Consider the following 17799-nt stretch of genomic DNA (forward strand, 5'->3'; position numbering starts at 1 on the left):
CATGTCGTCCTTCCAGGGAGGCCACGAGGACCTTAGCCGCACGACCTGCATGAGGCATTAAGGCAGATGGTTAAGGCAATCCTATGCCCGCGGATGCGCCCGATCGTAGACCTCCAGCAGGCGTAGCGTGTCGACGCCAGTATAGACCTGCGTCGTCGAGAGGCTGGCGTGTCCCAGAAGCTCCTGGATCGTCCTCAGATCACCGCCACCTGCCAGGAGGTGCGTCGCGAAGGAGTGGCGCAGCGCGTGCGGCGTGGCAGTGTCCGGCAGGCCGAGCGCACCGCGCAGCTTCTGCATACCGCGCTGAATGATGGCAGGCTGCAACGGCCCTCCACGCGCGCCGCGAAACAAGGGCTGGTCCGGCGAAGGAGTATAGGGACAGAGCTTCCGGTAGGCTGCCACCGCCTCGACCACGACGGGGAGCAGCGGTACGATCCGGACCTTGCCGCCCTTGCCGGTGACGCGAAGGCTAGAGGTACCAGCCTCAAGATCCCGCGACGTCAGTGCGAGGGCCTCCGAGATCCGTAGTCCGCAGCCATAGAGCAGCGTCAGTACGGCGGCATCCCGCGCGGCGATCCAGGGTTCCTCCTGCAGTTGGGCGTCCTGGCCGACGACCGCCAGTGCCTGTCGATCGCTGAGCGGCTTCGGGAGCGATTTCGGCTGTCGAGGCGCACGGACAGCGCCGGCAGCCGCTGCGTTGACCAGCCCCTGCCGCTCCAGGTAGTGAAGAAACGAGCGCAGGCCTGCCAGGTGCCGGCCAAGCGAGCGGGCGCCGGAGCCCTCGCGCCGGCGGGCTGCCAGAAATGCGCGCAGGTCGGCGGGGCGGAGCGTATGGATGTCGGTGACCCGAGGTGGACCGCCCAAGTGGCCGGTCAGGAAGCTCAGGAATTGGCGGGTATCGCGTTCGTAGGCTTCAAGCGTGTTGGCGGAAAGACGCCGCTCCCGTGCCAGATTGTCCAGCCATTCCACGCGATGCTGGAGGAGGTCCGGGGCTGCGATCGTCAGTATGTCGCTCACGTCATGCCTATTGAATCGGTGCAGGGTGACCCCAGATTGCTTCTGATCGCGTTACTATTCACTGAAGGATGCGACCGTTGTCACTGGCCGATCATATCGGACTGCGATATACCCCTATCCTCTCTGCAGGAGTTCGTATGGCGCGCCGAGATTCAATGTCCTCCCTCGGGCATTTTGCCGAAGCACTTTCTCTGGTTTCCCAAGGTAAACCCGGTCACATCGTTGATACTCTCATTGCTGAGCGGGGACAGCGCATCGTCAAGCATCCGCTCTGGCCAGTGATGCGGCCATTTCTCTATTCCTTGCTGCGCTACGACCGTGCCATCGAGTTCGCGAACGACATCGCAGCGATGCCGGGCTTCCAGTCCTTCGAATATCTCAGCGATACGCTGAAGCTTGATGTCCGCGTGACGAATGCCGGCCGCATTCCGGAAACCGGAGGCTTCATTCTCGTCAGCAATCATCCGACGGGTATTGCCGATGGCGTTGCAGTGTTCGACGTCCTCAAGCCGCGCCGACCCGACATGATGGTTTTCGCCAACCGTGATGCCGTCCGCGTCAATCCACGCTTCGCCGAAATGATCATACCCGTCGAATGGCGGGAGGAACACAAGAGCAAGCTCAAGACCCGCGAGACGCTGGTCCTGACCAACAAGACCGTCGAGGACGGAAAGGTAATGGTGCTTTTCCCGTCGGGGCGCATTGCCTACTGGGCGGACGGCCGACTTAACGAGCGGCCCTGGAAGACGTCGGCGGTCGGACTTGCGAAGAAGTACAACCTGCCGATCCTGCCGATCCACATGAAGGCGCGGAATTCGGGGCTCTTCTACTGGTTTGCCAAGTGGTCGACCGAGCTGCGCGACATGACGGTCTTCTACGAACTCCTCAACAAGAAGGGCAACCGTTTCGACGTGACGGTCGGGCATCTGATCCAGCCGGAGCAACTGGAAGGCGATCCGCAGGATGTCACGCGGGCGATCGAGAAGCACGCGGTCTTCGAACTGGCGCAAGACCATCATTCGGTATTCAGCCTGACGCGGGAATAAGGCGTCCAGCTGCAAAATCCGATGTTTCATTTTTGCGGGCTTCGGGGCAAGGTCCCGCCGCATGAGCCCAGATTCCTCCTCGCTCTTCGGTGAACTCCTGGCCCAGCCATCGGTCCAGCGCGTTGTTCCGGTGCTGGTGCCGCTTCCGGCGCCGGGTCCCTACAGCTATGCCGTACCAGCCGGCATGCATGTCGAACCGGGCTCCGTCGTGCAGGTGCCGCTTGGCCCGCGACAGGTGATCGGCGTCGTCTGGGAGGGCGGCAACGACGACCGGCTCGATCCGAAGAAGCTGCGGCCGATCACTCTGGCTTTCGACTGCCCGGCTCTTTCCGCCGAGATGCGGCGCTTCATCGAGTGGGTGGCGAGCTACACCTTGTCTCCGCCGGGCCTGGTGGCGCGCATGGCAATCCGTGCGCCCGCCGCACTGGAACCCGAACCCATGGTGGAGGGGATCCGCTATGTCGGCGGTCGTCCCGAGCGGATGACACCGGCGCGATCAAGGGTTCTCGACCTCGTCGGCGAGGAGGTGCCGTGGACGCGCGCCGGCCTCGCCCATGCCGCCGGGGTCTCCACGAGCGTTATCGACGGGTTGACGCAGCAGGGGCTGTTCGAGACGGTTTTCCTGCCGCCGCCGCCGGTGGTCGCGAGGCCCGATCCGGACTATGCGGCGTCGCGGATCGAGGGGCCGCAGAAGGATGCTGCGCGCGACATCGTCGACCTCGTCCGTAAAGGTGGCTTCTCCGCCTCGCTCATCGATGGGGTTACCGGTTCCGGAAAGACGGAGGTCTACTTCGAGGCCATCGCGGAAACATTGCGGCAGGGCCGGCAGGTGCTCATCCTCCTCCCTGAAATCGCACTCACTTCTAGCTTCCTCGAGCGCTTTCAGGACCGCTTCGGAGCAAAGCCTGGCGAATGGCATTCCGATCTTTCGCCGCGGATACGCGAGAAGGTCTGGCGGGGCATCGTCACGGGCGAGGTACAGGTTGTCGCCGGTGCCCGTTCGGCGCTCTTCCTTCCCTTCGAAAACCTCGGCTTGGTCGTCGTCGATGAGGAACACGACCCGGCCTACAAACAGGAAGATCGTGTCTTCTACAATGCGCGCGACATGGCCGTCGTGCGCGCCCGGATCGGCGACTTCCCGATCGTCCTCGTCTCGGCGACGCCATCGGTGGAAAGCCAGGTGAACGCTCAGGCCGGGCGTTACCACCTGGTGCACTTGCCGACACGCTACGGCGAAGCGGCACTGCCGGACCTCCACCTGATCGACATGCGCAAGCATCCGCCCGAGCGGGGAGGCTTCCTGTCTCCCCTGCTTCTGAGGGCCGTGGGCAAGACCATAGAGCGCGGCGAGCAGGCGCTTCTGTTCCTCAATCGGCGCGGTTATGCACCGCTCACCCTCTGCCGGGTCTGCGGACATCGCTTCCAGTGCCCGCAATGCTCAAGCTGGCTGGTCGAGCACCGATTTCGCAACCAGATCCAGTGCCATCAGTGCGGCTATAGCGAGCCGACGCCGGAGGCGTGCCCCGAATGCGGCACGCTCGACCATCTTGTCGCATGCGGGCCAGGCGTGGAGCGCATTGCGGAGGAAGTGGAAAGGCACTTTCCGGATGCCCGCACCATCGTCATGTCTTCCGACCTGCTCGGCGGCGTCAAGCGTCTCCGGCTGGAGCTGGAGGCGATCACCCGCGGAGATGCCGATATTGTCATCGGTACCCAACTGGTCGCCAAAGGGCATAATTTCCCCCTGATGACGCTGGTCGGGATTGTCGATGCGGACCTGGGGTTGGCGAATGGCGATCCCCGTGCCGCCGAACGAACCTTCCAGCTGCTCAGCCAGGTGACGGGACGCGCAGGGCGGACGGGGCTCAAGAGCCACGGACTGCTGCAGACCTACCAGCCGCAGCATCCCGTCATGCAGGCGATCGTTTCCGGTGACGCGGGGGCGTTCTATGAGCGGGAGATCATCGAGCGGGAACGCGCGATCCTCCCGCCCTTCGGCCGGCTGGCGTCGATCATCGTGTCGGCCGAGAGCCGTGCTGATGCGGAGGTCCATGCGCGCGGCCTGCGTGCCGCCGCTCCGCATGTTTCTGGAATTGCCGTACTCGGGCCGGCCGAGGCGCCGCTGGCGCTGGTCAGGGGACGGCATCGTTTCCGGCTCCTGGTCCATGGCAGGCGGAACTCCGATATGCAGGCCTTCCTGAAGACAATGGTAACGCAGGGGCCCAAGGTTCGCGGCTCGGTGCATGTGCAGATCGACGTCGATCCCCAGAGCTTTCTTTGAGAATCACGGCGCTGCTGGTAAGGGGGCAGTCCCAAGAGCGTCAGGAGTGAATTTTGGAACTCTACTTTCCCGCCGAGCTGCCGGAGCGCCTGGCATTCCTGGCCGCGCTTGTCGTCGCGGTTTTCGGTCTTCTGACCATGCTGTTTCCGGCACGGCTGCTGAGGGCAGGGGGGCTGGTCACGGGGGAGGTCACCTCCGTCGGCTTCGGCGCGACACGCTCGATAGGAGGCCTTCACCTTGGCCTGGGGCTGGCAGCGATCGCCCTTGCGCAGGACTTCACCTATCTCATGCTCGGCAGCGCGCTCGGGTTTGCGGGGCTGGGGCGTCTGCTATCACTGTTACTCGACCGCGGCAGAATAACCGTCAACGCCCTGGTCCTGATCGCGCAACTTGCGCTCGCCGCGCTGCCGCTCGGCTATGTTCTCGGCTATTTCTAGCGCGGTTCGCTGCTTCTCACCCCGAATCCGCACAAGCAGGGTGATAAAATCGGTTCAACCCCTTCTAGCCCGGACGTTTTAGCCTATCTGCCGTGTTGCGAGTCCATAGATCCTATGGTAGACGAACCGCGAAAGTCTGAAGGGGCCAGCCTAAAAGCTGGTTGTTTTCAACAAAATAGCAAATACTCACAAGGGCTTATCGATCTCCGTCCGCGAGGTCCGGCCGTTGATGACAATCAAGGGAAACTGTGCCCGTGGCTGACACGTCCCAGCTGATTTCCGGTGTAGCTGAGCGCTATGCATCCTCGCTCTTCGAGCTGGCGCTCGAGGCAGGTTCGATCGATGCAGTCGGCGCGGATCTTGATCGGTTCCAGGCTATGATGGACGAGAGCGAGGACCTGCGGCGCCTGATCCAGAGCCCGGTCTTTTCTGCCGAGGAGCAGGTGCGTGCCATCTCCGCAGTCGCCGACAAGGCTGGCATCCGCGGCATGGTCGCCAACTTCCTGAAGGTCGTTGCGAGCAATCGTCGCCTTTTCGCCCTGCCGGGCATGATCCGGGGTTATCGCCAGATCGCAGCCGCCCATCGCGGCGAAGTTACGGCCGAAGTGACGTCCGCACATGCGTTGACGCCGGCCCAGGAACAAGAACTCAAGTCGGCGCTGAAGGGCGTCACTGGCAAGGACGTGGTCGTCGCCGTCAAGGTGGATGCCTCGCTTCTTGGTGGCCTGATCGTCAAGGTCGGGTCGCGACAGATCGACACCTCCCTTCGCACCAAACTTTCCACCCTTAAGCTTGCACTGAAAGAGGTTGGCTGATGGATATCCGCGCCGCGGAAATTTCCGCAATTCTGAAAGATCAAATCAAGAACTTCGGCCAGGAGGCTGAGGTATCCGAAGTCGGCCAGGTTCTCTCCGTTGGTGACGGTATTGCCCGCGTATACGGTCTGGATAACATCCAGGCCGGTGAAATGGTCGAGTTCCCCGGCGGCGTGCGCGGCATGGCCCTCAACCTCGAAGCCGATAACGTCGGTGTGGTTGTGTTCGGTTCGGACCGTGAGATCAAGGAAGGCGACACCGTCAAGCGGACCGGCGCCATCGTTGACGTGCCGGTCGGCCCGGAACTGCTCGGCCGCGTCGTTGATGCGCTCGGCAATCCGATCGACGGTAAGGGTCCGATCAATGCGACCCGCCGTTCGCGCGTCGACGTAAAGGCTCCTGGTATCATTCCGCGCAAGTCGGTTCATGAGCCGATGTCGACCGGCCTTAAGGCCATTGACGCCCTGATCCCGGTTGGCCGCGGCCAGCGCGAGCTCGTCATCGGCGACCGCCAGACCGGCAAGACCGCCATCATCCTCGACACCTTCCTGAACCAGAAGCCGATCCACGACAATGGTCCGGACAGCGAGAAGCTGTTCTGCGTCTACGTCGCTATCGGCCAGAAGCGTTCGACCGTTGCTCAGTTCGTGAAGGTCCTGGAAGAGCGTGGTGCTCTCCAGTACTCGATCATCGTCGCCGCAACGGCCTCCGATCCGGCTCCGATGCAGTATCTTGCGCCGTTCGCCGGTTGCGCCATGGGCGAATATTTCCGTGACAACGGCCAGCACGCGCTGATCGCCTACGACGATCTTTCCAAGCAGGCTGTCGCCTACCGCCAGATGTCCCTGCTTCTGCGTCGCCCGCCGGGCCGCGAAGCTTATCCCGGCGATGTTTTCTATCTGCACTCGCGTCTTCTCGAGCGCGCGGCCAAGCTCTCCGACGAGCGCGGTGCCGGTTCGCTGACGGCCCTGCCGGTCATCGAAACCCAGGGTAACGACGTTTCGGCATTCATTCCGACGAATGTGATCTCGATCACCGACGGTCAGATCTTCCTCGAAACCGACCTGTTCTACCAGGGCATCCGCCCGGCCGTGAACGTGGGTCTGTCGGTTTCCCGCGTCGGCTCCGCCGCGCAGATCAAGGCGATGAAGCAGGTTGCCGGTTCGATCAAGGGCGAGCTTGCCCAGTATCGTGAAATGGCAGCCTTCGCTCAGTTCGGCTCTGACCTTGACGCCGCGACGCAGCGCCTGCTGAACCGTGGTGCCCGCCTGACCGAACTCCTGAAGCAGCCGCAGTTCTCGCCGCTGAAAACCGAAGAGCAGGTTGCGGTGATCTTCGCAGGTGTCAACGGCTACCTGGACAAGATCCCGGTCGGCGATGTCGGCAAGTTCGAACAGGGCCTGCTCACCTACATGCGTTCGGAAGGCAAGGATGTTCTCGATGCGATCCGCACCGAAAAGGCCCTGTCGGACGACGTCAAGGCCAAGTTGAAGGCGGCGCTCGACGCCTACGCCAAGTCCTTCGCCTGAGCCCCGGATTACGCACACTAACCCTTAGGGGACCGATAACGGATGCCTTCACTTAAGGATCTGAAAAACCGGATCGCCTCCGTCAAGGCGACGCAGAAGATCACCAAGGCGATGAAGATGGTCGCCGCGGCGAAGCTGCGCCGTGCGCAGGAGGCGGCCGAGGCTGCACGTCCCTACGCGGAACGCATGAACAAGGTGCTGGCCAGCCTGTCCGCCGCCAATGCCGGCAATGCTGAAGCGCCACTGCTTCTGTCCGGGACCGGCCGCGATCAGGTTCACCTTCTCGTCGTTGCAACTGGTGAGCGTGGTCTTGCAGGTGGCTTCAACTCGTCCATCATCCGCCTTGCCCGCGATCATGCTTTGAAGCTGATCCGGGAAGGCAAGACGGTGAAGATCCTGACGGTCGGCCGCAAGGGCAATGACATCCTGCGCCGGACGTTCAAGGACAACATCGTCGATTACGTAACCTTCCGCGAAGTGAAGCAACTGAGCTTTGCCAATGCGGACGATGTTGCGCGCCGGGTGCTTGACCTCTTCAACAAGGGCGAGTTCGACGTTGCCACGCTGTTCTATGCACGCTTCCAGTCGGTGATCGCGCAGGTAGCCACGGCCCAGCAGATCATTCCGGCCAAGTTCGACGAAGCGGATGCCGGAAGCGGGTCGGCAGCCCTTTACGAATACGAGCCGAGCGAAGAAGAGATCCTCGCGGATCTGCTGCCGCGCAATGTGGCCGTGCAGATCTTCCGCGCGCTGCTCGAGAACAACGCATCCTTCTATGGCGCTCAGATGTCCGCAATGGACAACGCGACGCGCAATGCCGGTGAGATGATCAACAAGCTGACGCTGTCCTACAACCGTCAGCGCCAGGCGCAGATCACCAAGGAACTGATTGAAATCATTTCGGGCGCGGAAGCGCTCTGAGATAAGGAAAGAGGGTAAGAAACATGGCTATCGCAGCTACCCTGGACGCCGGCACCTCCGTCGGCAAGGTGACGCAGGTGATCGGCGCCGTTGTCGACGTTTCGTTCGATGGCGAACTGCCGCCGATCCTGAACGCACTGGAAACCGATAACAACGGTAACCGCCTCGTTCTGGAAGTCGCGCAGCACCTTGGTGAAAACCAGGTGCGTACCATCGCGATGGACTCCACCGAAGGCCTCGTTCGCGGCCAGCAGGTGAAGAACACCGGCGCTCCGATCTCGGTGCCGGTCGGGGACCAGACGCTCGGCCGCATCATGAACGTCATCGGCGAGCCAGTCGACGAAGCAGGTCCGCTCGACACCGGAACCCTACGCGCCATCCACCAGGAAGCTCCGGCTTACGTCGAGCAGTCCACGGAAGCGCAGATCCTCGTGACCGGCATCAAGGTCGTCGACCTTCTCGCTCCTTACGCGAAGGGCGGCAAGATCGGCCTGTTCGGCGGCGCCGGCGTCGGCAAGACCGTTCTCATCATGGAACTGATCAACAACGTCGCGAAGGCGCACGGCGGTTACTCCGTGTTCGCTGGCGTTGGCGAGCGTACCCGTGAAGGCAACGACCTCTACCACGAAATGATCGAATCCGGCGTGAACAAGCACGGCGGCGGCGAAGGCTCGAAGGCAGCTCTCGTCTACGGCCAGATGAACGAGCCGCCGGGCGCCCGTGCACGCGTCGCCCTGACCGGCCTGACGATTGCTGAAGATTTCCGCGACAAGGGCCAGGACGTTCTGTTCTTCGTCGACAACATCTTCCGCTTCACGCAGGCAGGTTCGGAAGTGTCGGCTCTACTCGGCCGTATCCCATCGGCCGTGGGTTACCAGCCGACGCTGGCGACCGACATGGGTCAGATGCAGGAGCGCATCACCACGACGACCAAGGGCTCGATCACCTCGGTTCAGGCCATCTACGTCCCGGCCGACGACTTGACCGACCCGGCACCGGCAACCTCGTTCGCCCACCTCGACGCAACGACCGTTCTGTCGCGTTCGATCGCTGAGAAGGGCATCTATCCGGCCGTTGACCCGCTCGACTCCACGTCGCGCATGCTCGACCCGATGATCGTGGGTGAAGAGCACTACGAAGTGGCTCGCCAGGTGCAGACGACGCTGCAGCGCTACAAGTCGCTGCAGGACATCATTGCCATCCTTGGCATGGACGAACTGTCCGAAGAGGACAAGATGACCGTCGCCCGCGCCCGTAAGATCGAGCGCTTCCTGTCGCAGCCGTTCTTCGTCGCAGAAGTGTTCACCGGCTCGCCGGGCAAGCTGGTTGCTCTCGAAGACACGATCAAGGGCTTCAAGGGTCTCGTCAACGGCGAGTACGACCATCTTCCGGAAGCCGCGTTCTACATGGTCGGCTCGATTGAAGAGGCGATGGAAAAGGCGAAGAAGCTGGCAGCTGCTGCCTAAGCAGGACCAGCGGGCGCGCTGCACTTGCGGCGCGCCTTTGCATGCAACACGTGAAGAAGTGAACCGCCATGGCTGACGCCTTCAATTTCGAGCTCGTCTCTCCGGAACGTCTTCTCCTTTCTGAAAAGGTTACCGAAGTCGTGATCCCGGCTACGCTGGGCGAGATGACGGTTCTTGCGAACCATGCTCCGACGATGACGACCATCAAGCCGGGCGTGGTGACGGTGAAGTCGGCGACGGGCCAGGAAGCGAAGTATGTCGTGTTCGGCGGCTTTGCGGACATCCTGCCGACCGGCTGCACGGTGTTGGCCGAATCGGCCCTGCCGCTCTCGGACGTGACGCGGGAGACGCTGCAGGCGCGGATCGAGGCTGCCCGTAGCGACGCGGGTGCTGCGACTGACCACGAGCACAAGACGAAGCTTGAGGAATATCTGTCCCAGCTCACCGAACTCAACGGCGCCATCCTGCCGGCCTGATCGGCAAAGAGACTGCTTGAAAGGCGGCCCCTGGGGCCGCCTTTTTTGTTGCGCTTCTGCCTGCGGCTTGCTGTTGTGCGGCTTTCGCCGGGATAATGCCGCATGCTGGACAAGCTCGAACTCTTCATCGTCCTCGCCCGCGAGGGTCACTTCGGGCGGGCGGCCGTTGAATGCGGCATATCTCAACCATCGCTTTCGGCCGCCATCCGTCAGCTCGAGGATCAACTCGGCGTCGTGCTCGTCGTTCGTGGCACCCGCTATCAGGGCCTAACGCCGGAAGGCCAGCGGGTACTTGAATGGGCAAAGCGGATCGTCGGCGATGCCCGGACCATGCGCGAGGAAATGAGGGCTGCGAAGTCCGGCCTGTCAGGGCATATCCGGCTAGCGGCGATCCCGACCGCGCTTGCCATGATCCCCCGGTTGACCGAGCCGTTCCAGGCCAAGCATCCCGACGTCACCTTCTCGGTCGTTTCGCGCACATCCTTGCAGGTCCTAAGTCAACTCGACAATTTCGAGATCGACGCGGGTATCACATATCTCGACAACGAGCCGCTCGGCCGGGTGACGAGCGTACCGCTCTATGCGGAGCGCTACACGCTGGTGACGGCGGAAGGCACGCTCTATTCGGATCGCGATACCGTGACTTGGCACGAGATGGAGAACGTTCGGCTTTGCCTATTGACGCCGGACATGCAGAATCGCCGAATCATCAACCAGCACCTGGAACAGGCAGGCGTCACGGTAGAGCCGACGCTGGAATCGAATTCCATGGTCGTTTTGCTTTCGCATGTCAGTACCGGCCAATGGGCGAGCATCATGCCGAGGAACGTCGCCCACTCCTTCGGCTTCGCAAAGGAAATCCGCATGATACCAATCGTGGAGCCGGAGGCGAGCCACTTAGTAGGCCTTGTGGCGACCCACCGGGAACCTTTCACGCCGCTTGTTTCCGCTCTGCTTCACCAAGCCCGGAACCTAAGCACAGACGATCTAGATTGATAGGTTTTGTCTATCACGCGACGGAAAGCCGTTATTGACGCTGCGCCAGGCTAGCGTGAAACTTTCCCAATGCGCCCCGTGCGCGGAGAGGCCACTGTCTCTCCGGGAGGTTAATACCATGAACGTACATGTAGCGAGCGGCGGATATGCCGAACGTTCGCGATCCATCATCCGCGAAATGAAGCATCTAGAAGGCCCGATGCTGCCGATCCTCCACGCTCTCCAGAGCGAGTTCGGCTTCATCCCGGAAGAGGTCAAGCCGGTGATCGCGGACGAACTCAACCTGTCGCGAGCCGAGGTCCATGGCGTGGTCAGCTTCTACCACGACTTCCGGAACGCGCCCGCAGGCCGACATGTGTTGAAACTCTGTCGCGCCGAGGCCTGCCAGGCAATGGGCGGAGACGACCTCGCTCTCGCAGCCCGCCAGTTGCTCGGCATCGATTTCCACCAGACGACGCTGGACGGAGCAATCACCCTGGAACCGGTCTACTGTCTCGGCCTATGTGCCTGTGCCCCGGCGGCGATGCTGGACGGCGAGGTGCATGGGCGCTTGGACATGCACCGCCTGGGAGAGCTTGTTACGGAGGCCCGCCGATGACCGTCACCATCTTCGTTCCCCGTGATGCCGCGGCTCTGGCGGTCGGTGCCGACAAGGTTGCTGCTGCGATCGGTTCAGAAATCCTTTCCCGGGGATTGGACGCCCGCATCGTGCGCAATGGATCGCGCGGTATATTCTGGCTCGAGCCCCTGGTCGAAGTACGGACGGAGCAGGGACGGATTGGCTATGGGCCGGTGAAGCCGTCAGATGTCGCCGGTCTTTTCGAGGCCGGCTTTCTCACCGGCGGGGAGCATCCGCTCGGTCTGGGGCTGACGAAGGAAATCCCGTTCCTGCGTCAGCAGACACGCCTGACCTTCGCGCGCTGCGGCGTGACCGATCCTCTCTCGCTGGAGGACTATCGCAAGTACCAAGGTCTCAACGGTCTCGAGCGCGCGCTGGCCATGTCCGCGCCGCAGATCGTGCAGGCCGTGACCGACAGCGGGTTGCGGGGCCGGGGCGGAGCAGGTTTTCCGACCGGCATCAAATGGAAGACGGTCGCCGAAGCGCCGGGGCCGCAAAAGTACATCGTCTGCAATGCGGATGAAGGCGACAGCGGAACCTTCGCCGACCGGATGATCATGGAGGGCGACCCGTTCGTGCTGATCGAAGGCATGATCATCGCCGGTCTCGCGACGGGCGCAACGAAGGGATATATCTACACCCGGTCGGAATACCCGCACGCGATCCAGACCATGAACGCGGCTATCGAGGCTGCACGCGAGGCCGGCATCCTCGGCGCCTCGGTGATGGGCTCGGGCCGCGTGTTCGACATGGAGGTGCGCGTCGGGGCTGGTGCCTATGTCTGCGGAGAGGAGACCTCGCTGCTCAACTCGCTCGAAGGCAAGCGCGGCATCGTGCGGGCAAAGCCGCCGCTGCCAGCGCTCAAGGGCTTCCTGGGCTGCCCGACCGTCGTCAACAATGTCATTTCGCTCGCCTCGGTCCCCATCATCCTGGACCGAGGTCCGGAGTTCTATCGAGACTTCGGCATGGGCCGCTCGCGTGGCACGATCCCGATCCAGATCGCAGGGAATGTAAGACGTGGGGGCCTGTTCGAGACCGCCTTCGGCCTGACGCTCGGTCAGATCGTCGACGAGATCGGCGGCGGCACGGCGACCGGTCGGCCGGTGAAGGCGGTGCAGGTCGGCGGGCCCCTTGGCGCTTATTTTCCTCGCGCCCTCTTCGACACTCCGTTCGACTACGAAGCCTTCGCGTCGAAGGACGGACTGATCGGCCATGCGGGCGTGGTCGTCTTCGATGATACGGCCGACATGCTGAGACAGGCGCGGTTCGCGATGGAATTCTGCGCCATCGAGAGCTGCGGCAAGTGCACGCCGTGCCGCATCGGCTCCACTCGCGGCGTTGAGACGGCCGACAGAATTGCGCAGGGAATAGAGCCAGAGAAGAACAAGGCGTTGCTGGCCGACCTCTGCGCCACGATGAAGTTCGGCTCGCTCTGCGCCCTCGGCGGCTTCACGCCCTATCCGGTCATGAGTGCGATGACGCACTTCCCGGAAGATTTCGCCCCTACACCCCTCGTCGAAGCGGCGGAGTAAAGACAATGTCCCTGATCCACGAAATCGACTACGGCACCCCGGCCTCCCGTTCCGAAACCCTCGTCACGCTAACCATAGACGGGCGCGAGGTGACTGTTCCGGAAGGTACCTCGATCATGCGCGCCTCCATGGAGGCGGGAATCCAGGTGCCGAAGCTCTGCGCCACGGATATGGTAGATGCCTTCGGTTCCTGCCGGCTCTGTCTGGTGGAGGTGGAGGGACGAAACGGCACCCCCGCCTCCTGCACGACACCCGTTGCACCCGGTCTCGTCGTTCATACGCAGACGGAACGGCTGAAGCAGATCCGCCGCGGCGTGATGGAGCTCTACATCTCCGATCACCCGCTCGACTGCCTCACCTGTGCGGCGAACGGCGATTGCGAGTTGCAGGACATGGCCGGCGCCGTCGGTCTGCGCGACGTGCGTTACGGATATGAGGGCGATAATCACGTCAAGACGCGCAACAATGGCGAGATCAACGCCAAGTGGATGCCGAAGGACGAGTCGAACCCCTATTTCACCTACGACCCGTCCAAGTGCATCGTCTGCTCGCGCTGCGTTCGCGCCTGCGAGGAAGTGCAAGGTACGTTTGCGCTGACGATCGAGGGCCGCGGGTTCGACAGTCGCGTGTCGGCCGGGATGCACGAGCATTTTCTAGAGTCGGAGTGTGTTTCCTGCGGTGCTTGCGTGCAGGCGTGCCCGACAGCGACTCTCACCGAGAAGTCGGTCATCGCCATCGGCCAGCCGGAGCACTCGGCTGTCACGACCTGCGCCTATTGCGGCGTCGGCTGTTCCTTCAAGGCGGAGATGCGCGGCGAGGAACTCGTCCGCATGGTACCGTACAAGGACGGCAAGGCGAACCGCGGCCATTCCTGCGTCAAGGGTCGCTTCGCCTATGGCTATGCCAATCACCGAGACCGCATCCTGAACCCCATGATCCGCGAGAGGATCACGGACCCCTGGCGGGAGGTGACGTGGGAGGAAGCTTTCGCCCACGTCGCATCCGAATTCAGGCGGCTGCAGTACCAATATGGCCGAGATTCGATCGGCGGCATCACGTCGTCGCGCTGCACGAACGAGGAGACCTATCTCGTCCAGAAGCTTGTCCGGGCCGGCTTCGGCAACAACAACGTCGATACCTGCGCCCGTGTCTGCCACTCGCCGACGGGTTACGGGCTCGGCCAGGCCTATGGAACCTCGGCCGGCACCCAGGATTTCGATTCAGTCGAGTATTCCGACGTTGTGGTCGTCATCGGCGCCAATCCGACGGACGGACATCCGGTCTTCGGTTCGCGTCTGAAGAAGCGGCTGCGGCAGGGAGCGAAGCTCATCGTCATCGATCCCCGGCGCATCGATCTCGTCCGCCAGCCGCATGTGGAAGCCGCCTACCATCTGCCGTTGAAGCCCGGGACCAATGTGGCGGTGCTGACGGCGCTCGCGCATGTGATCGTTACGGAAGGCCTCTTTGATGAGACCTTCATTCGTAAACGCTGTGACTGGTCGGAGTTCGAGGATTGGGCGGCGTTCGCAGCCGAACCGCAGCACAGCCCGGAGGCGACGGAAGCATACACCGGCGTGCCCGCAGGCCTAGTTCGCGGAGCAGCGCGGCTTTATGCGACCGGCGGAAATGGGGCAATCTACTATGGGCTCGGAGTAACCGAGCACAGCCAGGGTTCCACCGCGGTCATGGCGATCGCCAATCTGGCCATGGCGACCGGCAATATCGGCCGTCCCGGCGTGGGCGTGAATCCGCTGCGCGGCCAGAACAACGTCCAGGGCTCCTGCGACATGGGTTCCTTCCCGCATGAGCTGCCGGGCTATCGGCACATCTCGGATGACGCCACGCGCGACACCTTCGAGAAGATGTGGGGCGTGACGCTCAACAATGAGCCGGGGCTGCGTATCCCGAACATGCTGGACGCGGCCGTCGAAGGGACGTTCAGGGGCCTCTACATCCAGGGGGAAGACATCCTCCAATCCGATCCGGATACGAAGCACGTCTCCGCAGGTCTTGCCGCAATGGAATGCGTCGTGGTGCACGACCTCTTCCTGAACGAGACGGCCAATTATGCGCATGTCTTCCTGCCGGGCTCTACCTTCCTCGAGAAGGATGGGACGTTCACCAATGCGGAGCGGCGTATCAACCGCGTCCGTAAGGTCATGAGCCCGAAGAACGGCTACGCAGACTGGGAGGTAACGCAAAGGCTGGCGCAGGCGATGGGGCTAAACTGGACCTATACGCACCCTTCAGAGATCATGGACGAGATCGCGGCCACCACGCCGAGCTTCGCCGGCGTTTCCTATGCCTATCTCGACGCGAAGGGATCGGTGCAGTGGCCCTGCAACGAGAAGTATCCGGACGGCTCGCCAATCATGCATGTGGACGGCTTTGTCCGCGGCAAGGGCAAGTTCATCCGCACCGAATATGTCGCGACCGATGAACGCACCGGCCCGCGCTTCCCGCTGCTGCTCACCACAGGCCGCATCCTCAGCCAGTATAATGTTGGCGCGCAGACGCGTCGGACGGAGAACGTGGTCTGGCATGAGGAAGACCGGCTGGAGATCCACCCGCACGACGCAGAGCAGCGGGGCATCAAGGACGGTGACTGGATCAAGCTTGCCAGCCGCGCCGGTGAGACCAGCCTGAGGGCGCTCATCACCGACAGGGTGGCGCCGGGCGTCGTCTATACGACGTTCCATCACCCAGACACGCAGGCAAACGTCATCACCACCGACTTCTCGGACTGGGCGACCAACTGTCCGGAATACAAGGTGACGGCGGTGCAGGTCTCGCCGTCGAACGGACCGACGGAATGGCAGCAGGATTATGAGGAACTGACACGGCAGTCTCGCCGGATTGCCGGAAAGATGGAAGCAGCGGAATAGGACAAGGGGTGCAGGCTTACGATACGAAAGCGGCGGTTAGGGAGACGATCTGGCGTAACGGTGTACGCCCAGGCGTCAGGGTCGTTCCAGAGGAGGTGCCGATCGCATTCTCCTACGGAGGCTCCACCCATGCCGTGATGATGGGCACGCCGAGCGATCTGGTCGATTTCGCTATCGGTTTCAGCCTCACCGAGGGCATCATCGGCAAGGCAGACGAGATCGAAGCCGTCGAGGTGGTTGTTGCCGGCAAGGGCCTGGATGTCCAGATCAGTCTCCAGGGCGACAAGGAGGAGGCGCTGCGTCGCCGTCGTCGCAGCATGGCGGGTCCCGTTGGCTGCGGCCTGTGCGGCCTGGAATCGCTCGATCAGGCGATGAGACCGGTTCCCCTGCTTTCCGGCCCAGGCTGCGAGCTGGATGCTGGAGATGTCAGCGCTGCCGTTGCGGCTCTCGGCGAAGGCCAGCCGCTGCATGCGGAGACGCATGCGGTGCATGGGGCAGGGTTCTTCGTGCCGGGCATAGGGCTGGCGATGGTCCGCGAGGATGTCGGGCGCCATAACGCTCTCGACAAGCTTATCGGTGCCGTGGCGCGGCAGGGCATAAAAGGTGCCACTGGTGCGGTCGTGGTGACGAGCCGCGTTTCCGTGGAAATGGTGCAGAAGACCGCGATCCTGGGTTCACCAATCCTGATCGCCATTTCCGCACCCACTGCACTGGCGATCCGCACAGCCGAGGAGGCGGGCATGACGGTCGTCGCGCTTGCGCGCGGCAAGGACTTCGAAGTCTTCACACGAAGCGACCGCATCAAGATGGGAAGCAGCGCTCATGTCGCATGATCAGTCGCAAGAGAAACTCGTCCGGATGGCGAACCAGATCGCCACCTTCTTTCTGTCCCAGCCCGAGGAGGTGAGGGCGGAGGGGGTCGCAACCCACATCAACAAGTTTTGGGAACCGCGGATGCGGCGGCATCTGTTCGAACATCTCGATCAGGGAGGCGAGGGGCTTCTTCCGCTCGTCATCAAGGCCGCGCCGATGATCCGCCGTCCGGAAGCGCGTGTGGGTTCAGGCGTCGGGGTGGGCGAGGATGCCGCGGCCGGAGCGCCTGGGGATAAGGGCGTAATCGCAGGCGAGTCCCTTTCGGAGCCGAACATTCCCGAGACAAGCAACTGACGCCCGCTACTCGGGTTGCCTTTGCTCTCATGCCGAGCGACAGCCGCTGCAACTGAAAAAAGCCGCTGGACGGATCCATGCGGCTTCTTGAAGGCTCAAGCGGAGGGGACTGCCTCAGGCGGCGAGGTCTTCCACTTCTGTGCCCTTGAACATCTTGGAGAGGTTCAGGAAGCAGATCATGCCGTTCTCGTTGGCGATGATGCCTTCGGAGAAGGACTTGTCGAACGAGGCGGAGATTTCCGGAACCGGCTGAACCTGGTTCGACGGGATCGTGAGAATGTCGGAGACCTGATCGACGAGCATGCCGATCACCATGTTGTGGACTTCCGCCACGACGATGGCGCTGCGCTCCGTTGCGACGGCGCTCTTCATGCCGAGCTTCTGGGCGAGATCGATGATCGGGATCACCGAGCCGCGCAGGTTCATGACGCCGATCACGTCCGCCGGTGCATGCGGAATCGGCGTAGACGGCGCCCAGCCGCGGATCTCTCGAATGGTCGTGGTCTTGACGCAGAATTCCTGGTCGTGAAGGCGAAATGCTATAATTTCCAGCGTCTCGCCGCTATAGCTTGCAGAAGTGTTCATCGTGGCCATCATGTGCTTCCCAACTCT

16 protein-coding genes are annotated in these 17799 nt (G+C 62.6%); 14 read left to right on the forward strand and 2 right to left on the reverse strand.

Features of this window, described 5'->3' with window-relative positions; translation table 11 throughout:
* Positions 1 to 81: 81 nt before the first annotated feature.
* Positions 82 to 1017: a tyrosine recombinase XerC gene (locus ACEPP2_RS08910; protein WP_395516361.1), complete on the reverse strand. Its 936-nt coding sequence runs from the start codon at positions 1015 to 1017 to the stop codon at positions 82 to 84.
* A gap of 137 nt (positions 1018 to 1154) precedes the next feature.
* On the opposite strand from ACEPP2_RS08910, the gene ACEPP2_RS08915 reads away from it, so the two are divergent.
* The 14 genes from ACEPP2_RS08915 to ACEPP2_RS08980 all read left to right on the forward strand — a co-directional run bounded on the left by ACEPP2_RS08915 (position 1155) and on the right by ACEPP2_RS08980 (position 17187).
* The gene (locus ACEPP2_RS08915) at positions 1155 to 2063 is read left to right on the forward strand and encodes a GNAT family N-acetyltransferase (protein ID WP_395516362.1); all 909 of its coding nucleotides are present in this window, start codon (positions 1155 to 1157) and stop codon (positions 2061 to 2063) included.
* A 61-nt stretch (positions 2064 to 2124) separates the two neighbouring features.
* Positions 2125 to 4344: a primosomal protein N' gene (locus ACEPP2_RS08920; protein ID WP_395516363.1), complete on the forward strand. Its 2220-nt coding sequence runs from the start codon at positions 2125 to 2127 to the stop codon at positions 4342 to 4344.
* Between the two features lie 53 nt (positions 4345 to 4397).
* On the forward strand, positions 4398 to 4781 hold the full coding sequence (locus ACEPP2_RS08925) for an AGROH133_08824 family phage infection protein (RefSeq protein ID WP_077549359.1): 384 nt from the start codon (positions 4398 to 4400) through the stop codon (positions 4779 to 4781).
* A gap of 248 nt (positions 4782 to 5029) precedes the next feature.
* Complete coding sequence (locus ACEPP2_RS08930; RefSeq protein WP_082077746.1) at positions 5030 to 5596, forward strand: F0F1 ATP synthase subunit delta; 567 nt, start codon at positions 5030 to 5032, stop codon at positions 5594 to 5596.
* Positions 5596 to 7125 carry a F0F1 ATP synthase subunit alpha gene (gene atpA, locus ACEPP2_RS08935; protein WP_142586419.1) on the forward strand — a complete coding sequence of 510 codons (1530 nt, stop codon included), beginning with the start codon at positions 5596 to 5598 and terminating at the stop codon, positions 7123 to 7125. The genes ACEPP2_RS08930 and atpA overlap by 1 nt, the downstream gene beginning before the upstream one ends.
* Positions 7126 to 7167: 42 nt before the next feature.
* Positions 7168 to 8046, forward strand: a complete 879-nt coding sequence (locus ACEPP2_RS08940) for a F0F1 ATP synthase subunit gamma (RefSeq protein ID WP_052640359.1) — start codon at positions 7168 to 7170, stop codon at positions 8044 to 8046.
* Between the two features lie 23 nt (positions 8047 to 8069).
* Positions 8070 to 9512 (forward strand): F0F1 ATP synthase subunit beta, encoded by a 1443-nt coding sequence (atpD, locus tag ACEPP2_RS08945; RefSeq protein WP_052640358.1) that lies wholly within the window; start codon positions 8070 to 8072, stop codon positions 9510 to 9512.
* A gap of 68 nt (positions 9513 to 9580) precedes the next feature.
* Positions 9581 to 9988: a F0F1 ATP synthase subunit epsilon gene (locus tag ACEPP2_RS08950; RefSeq protein ID WP_395516364.1), complete on the forward strand. Its 408-nt coding sequence runs from the start codon at positions 9581 to 9583 to the stop codon at positions 9986 to 9988.
* 102 nt (positions 9989 to 10090) lie between these two features.
* Entirely contained in the window at positions 10091 to 10984 is an 894-nt protein-coding gene (locus ACEPP2_RS08955) for a LysR family transcriptional regulator (protein WP_395516365.1), read from the forward strand.
* Positions 10985 to 11102: 118 nt separating this feature from the next.
* Complete coding sequence (locus ACEPP2_RS08960) at positions 11103 to 11582, forward strand: formate dehydrogenase subunit gamma (protein ID WP_395516366.1); 480 nt, start codon at positions 11103 to 11105, stop codon at positions 11580 to 11582.
* Positions 11579 to 13135 (forward strand): formate dehydrogenase beta subunit, encoded by a 1557-nt coding sequence (locus tag ACEPP2_RS08965; protein WP_395516367.1) that lies wholly within the window; start codon positions 11579 to 11581, stop codon positions 13133 to 13135. Before ACEPP2_RS08960 ends, ACEPP2_RS08965 begins: the two co-directional genes overlap by 4 nt.
* A 5-nt stretch (positions 13136 to 13140) precedes the next feature.
* Positions 13141 to 16020: a formate dehydrogenase subunit alpha gene (fdhF, locus tag ACEPP2_RS08970; protein WP_395516368.1), complete on the forward strand. Its 2880-nt coding sequence runs from the start codon at positions 13141 to 13143 to the stop codon at positions 16018 to 16020.
* 8 nt (positions 16021 to 16028) lie between these two features.
* Complete coding sequence (fdhD, locus tag ACEPP2_RS08975; RefSeq protein ID WP_395516369.1) at positions 16029 to 16853, forward strand: formate dehydrogenase accessory sulfurtransferase FdhD; 825 nt, start codon at positions 16029 to 16031, stop codon at positions 16851 to 16853.
* Positions 16843 to 17187: a formate dehydrogenase subunit delta gene (locus ACEPP2_RS08980; RefSeq protein ID WP_395516370.1), complete on the forward strand. Its 345-nt coding sequence runs from the start codon at positions 16843 to 16845 to the stop codon at positions 17185 to 17187. The genes fdhD and ACEPP2_RS08980 overlap by 11 nt, the downstream gene beginning before the upstream one ends.
* A gap of 114 nt (positions 17188 to 17301) precedes the next feature.
* Here the strand turns inward: ACEPP2_RS08980 and ACEPP2_RS08985 are convergent, their stop codons facing one another.
* Positions 17302 to 17781 (reverse strand): chemotaxis protein CheW, encoded by a 480-nt coding sequence (locus ACEPP2_RS08985; protein ID WP_052640350.1) that lies wholly within the window; start codon positions 17779 to 17781, stop codon positions 17302 to 17304.
* Positions 17782 to 17799 lie beyond the last annotated feature (18 nt).

The sequence above is a fragment of the Pseudorhizobium flavum genome (assembly GCF_044142885.1).
GTDB lineage: Bacteria > Pseudomonadota > Alphaproteobacteria > Rhizobiales > Rhizobiaceae > Neorhizobium > Neorhizobium flavum.